Source organism: uncultured Caulobacter sp. (genome assembly GCF_947036865.1).
Taxonomy (GTDB): domain Bacteria; phylum Pseudomonadota; class Alphaproteobacteria; order Caulobacterales; family Caulobacteraceae; genus Caulobacter.
Genome location: NZ_CAMQSF010000092.1, coordinates 1 through 3,194, shown reverse-complemented (window position 1 = coordinate 3,194; position 3,194 = coordinate 1). Strand labels below are relative to the sequence as shown.

The 3,194-nt window shown below is 69.7% G+C and carries 3 protein-coding genes and 1 pseudogene; all 4 read right to left on the bottom strand.

Features of this window, described 5'->3' with window-relative positions:
* Positions 1-464, bottom strand: a pseudogene (locus Q0V34_RS20745) (tol-pal system protein YbgF); the annotation flags it as partial.
* A 76-nt stretch (positions 465-540) separates the two neighbouring features.
* The gene (pal, locus tag Q0V34_RS20740) at positions 541-1,107 is read right to left on the bottom strand and encodes a peptidoglycan-associated lipoprotein Pal (protein WP_297516300.1); all 567 of its coding nucleotides are present in this window, start codon (positions 1,105-1,107) and stop codon (positions 541-543) included.
* Positions 1,108-1,303: 196 nt separating this feature from the next.
* Positions 1,304-2,614 carry a Tol-Pal system beta propeller repeat protein TolB gene (tolB, locus tag Q0V34_RS20735; RefSeq protein WP_297516298.1) on the bottom strand — a complete coding sequence of 437 codons (1,311 nt, stop codon included), beginning with the start codon at positions 2,612-2,614 and terminating at the stop codon, positions 1,304-1,306.
* Positions 2,615-2,627: 13 nt separating this feature from the next.
* Positions 2,628-3,194: energy transducer TonB (locus tag Q0V34_RS20730; protein WP_297516295.1), on the bottom strand; the 567-nt coding region annotated here is incomplete at its 5' end.

Genomic DNA, 3,194 nt, shown 5'->3' with positions numbered 1-3,194 from the left:
GGCGGCGGGGTGGTCCCGCCGGCCAGCGGCGGCGCGGCGGCGGCGGTCTGGGCGGCGGCGGCCTGCAGATCGGCGAGCGTCTTTTCCAGCGCCGCCAGGCGCTGCTCGAGCGCGTCGGCGCGAGCCTTCTGGTCGGCGGCGGCGCGGCGAGCCTGGTCGAGATCGTGGGTCACGGTCTCGTTCTGGCCGTTCAGGCGGGTCAGGGTCTGTTCCAGGTCGCTCAGCCGCTCGTTCAGCGAGGCGATCTGGGCGTCGGTCTCGGCCGGCTGCACCACCACCGGCTTACCGGTGTCGCGACCCTGGAAGACGATGGACCGCAACTCGCGCACCACCTTCTCCATCCGCTCCACGCGCTTGGCCGAACGGTCGTCCAGCGGATCGGCCTCGGGCAGCGGGGTCTGCGCGGCGGCCACGACGGCGGTCGACGCGAGCAAAACGGCGAGCAGAGCGGATTTCAGCTTCATGACCGTGATTTACCGGTAGGACGCGGACAAAACTAGGGCGGCGACTCCGAAGAGCGCCGCCCCATGGATAGCTGTCTTAGCGGGCGCCGTCCGTGATGGCCGTATGGCCGTTACGGTTCTTGGCCCAGGCTTCTTCGGTCGAACCCGGATCGATCGGGCGTTCCTTGCCGAACGAGATCGTCTCGATGCGGGCGGCCGACACGCCTTGAGCGACCAGGAAGTCGCGCACGGCGTTGGCGCGGCGAGCGCCCAGAGCCAGGTTGTACTCGCGGGTGCCGCGTTCGTCGGCGTTGCCTTCGATGCGGATCTTCACCGCCGGATAGCGGTTGAGCCACTGGGCCTGGCCGGCCAGGACCGGCTGGGCGTCGGCGCGGATCGAATATTCGTCGGTATCGAAATAGACCCGGTCGCCGACATTGACGACGAAGTCCTGCACCGAGCCGGGCAGCACGCCGCTCGACACCGGCGGGGCCGGCGGCGGGGTGTAGGGGGTGCTCGGCGCGGCCGGCGCCGGCGCGGGGGCCGGCGGGGCGGGCTGGGGCTTCGGACGCGAAGCGCAGGCGGCGAGCGAGGCGGCGGCCAAGCCGACGAGCGCCAGTCTAGCGGCGCGCTGGGTGTCGAAGCTCATCCAGTTTCTCCTCAGTCTACGAACTCTGGACCTGATCCATACCTGTCCAAGCTTTGGAATGGACCCTCTATAATGTCTGTACAAGCCTCACAATGATGTCAGACGCGCGACAGACGACACGGATTCACTCCCGGGGCGAATAGACGGGACGGTGAAGATCTCGGGCCAACAACGCTCACGCTCCGTCCCGGTTGCGATCGCGACGTTCCGATCAGTCCAGCAGCGGCGACCAGGCGGGGTCAGAGCCCGCGCCGCCATAGGCCGCCGGCCGCAGGATCCGGCCGGTGATGTCGACCGTCCACAGACGCGGATTGCCGCTGGTCCCCTCGCGGAAGAACATCAGCACCCGGCCGTTCGGCGCCCAGGTCGGACCCTCGTCCAGATAGCTGGTGGTCAGAAGGCGCTCGTCGCTGCCGTCGGGCCGCATCACGCCGATGTGGAACTCGCCGCCGGTCTGCTTGGTGAAGGCGATGAAGTCGCCGCGCGGGCTCCAGACCGGCGTCGTGTAGCGACCGCCGCCGTACGAGATCCGGCGCACGCCCGAACCGTCCGCGTTCATCACATAGAGCTGGGCCTGGCCGCCGCGGTCGGAGTTGAAGACGATCTTGCCGCCGTCCGGCGAGAAGGACGGCGAGGTGTCGATGGCCGGATCGGTCGTGATGCGGGTCGTGGCGCGGCTGCGCAGGTCCATCACATAGATGTCGCTGTTGCCGGCCTTCTCGACCGAGAAGGCGACCTTGGCGCCGTCGGGCGAGAAGCGCGGGGCGAACACCATGCCGGGGAACTTGCCGACCGTCTCCTGGCGGCTGGTCTCCAGGTTCAGGAGGTAGATCGACGACCCGTTGGGCCGCAGGGCCATATAGGTCAGTTCCTGGCTGGTCGAGCTGAAGCGCGGCGTCATCACGATGTACGAGCCGTCGGTCAGGTACTGCGGATTGGCGCCGTCCTGGTCCATGATCGCCAGGCGCTTGACGCGGGCCAGCTTGGGCCCGCTCTCGGCGACGAAGGCCACGCGGGTGTCGAAGTAGCCCTTCTCGCCGGTCAGGCGCTCATAGACGGCGTCGCTGATCTTGTGGGCCACGCGGCGCCAGTTGTCCGGCGTCGAGGAGAACTGCAGGCCCAGCAGCTGCTGCTGGCTGAACACGTCCCACAGGCGGAAATCGACGCGCAGGCCGCCGTCCGGGCCCACGGTGACCTGGCCGTTGATCAGGGCCTGGGCGCCCGTCGCCTGCCAGTCGGGGAAGCGCGGCTGGACGTTGACGTCCTGCAGCTTGTCCGGCACCGCCGAGACGTTTAGTGGCTGGAACAGCCCCGAGCGCTCGAGATTGCCGGTGATGACCTGGGCGATCTCGGCCCCGCGCTGGGCGCCGGAAAAGGCCGGGACCGCGATCGGCAGCGGCTTGACCGCGCCCTTGTCGATATCGACCTGGATCTGGGCTCTGGCCGTGACCGGCGACGCCGCGACGGCGAGGCTGACGGCAAAGACGGCGGCGAGGCCGGCGAACACGGACTTCAGGGTCATGTTTTCGTCTTCCCTATCGCGCGGCGCAGGCGTCCCGCGCCTTGAAGTTCAATTCCAGCAGCTGGCCATAATAATCCGGCGGCAGGCCCTCGAAGGGCGCCGACTGGTACACCGCGCGGATGGCGCGGTCGGCGGCGGCCTTCACGGTCGGGTTCGAGGAGCTCTCGGCGCCGCCGGCGGTCACCACGCCCATGATCCGTCCGCCCGGCGCCAGCTTGAAGGTCACCTTGACGTGGACGTCGGCGCCGCCTTCGACCTCGCAATTGGGGTTCCAGCGCCGCTGGATCTCATCCTTCATGCCGGCGATCGCCGCGGCCTGCAGCCCGGTCATCGCCCCCGCGCCGGGGCGCGCCTGGGTGGCGGTCTCGGGCCGCGCCGGCCCCTTGGCGGCGTTGGCCGTGGGCTTGCCGGTCGCCTTCTTGGTCTTGGCGATCGAGGCTTCCAGCGAGGCGAAGAAGTCGGTGTCGGTCTTCTTGGCCGGGGCCGGCTTGGCCGGCGTCGGGCTCGGCGCGGGCTTGGGAACCGGGGTCGGCTTCGGCGGCGGCGCGGGCGCGGGGACCGGCGTCGGCGCGGGGGTCGG

Excerpts from the sequence above, each read along its gene's own strand:
- tolB (WP_297516298.1), bottom strand. The coding sequence starts at position 2,614 with ATGACCCTGAAGTCCGTGTTCGCCGGCCTCGCCGCCGTCTTTGCCGTC.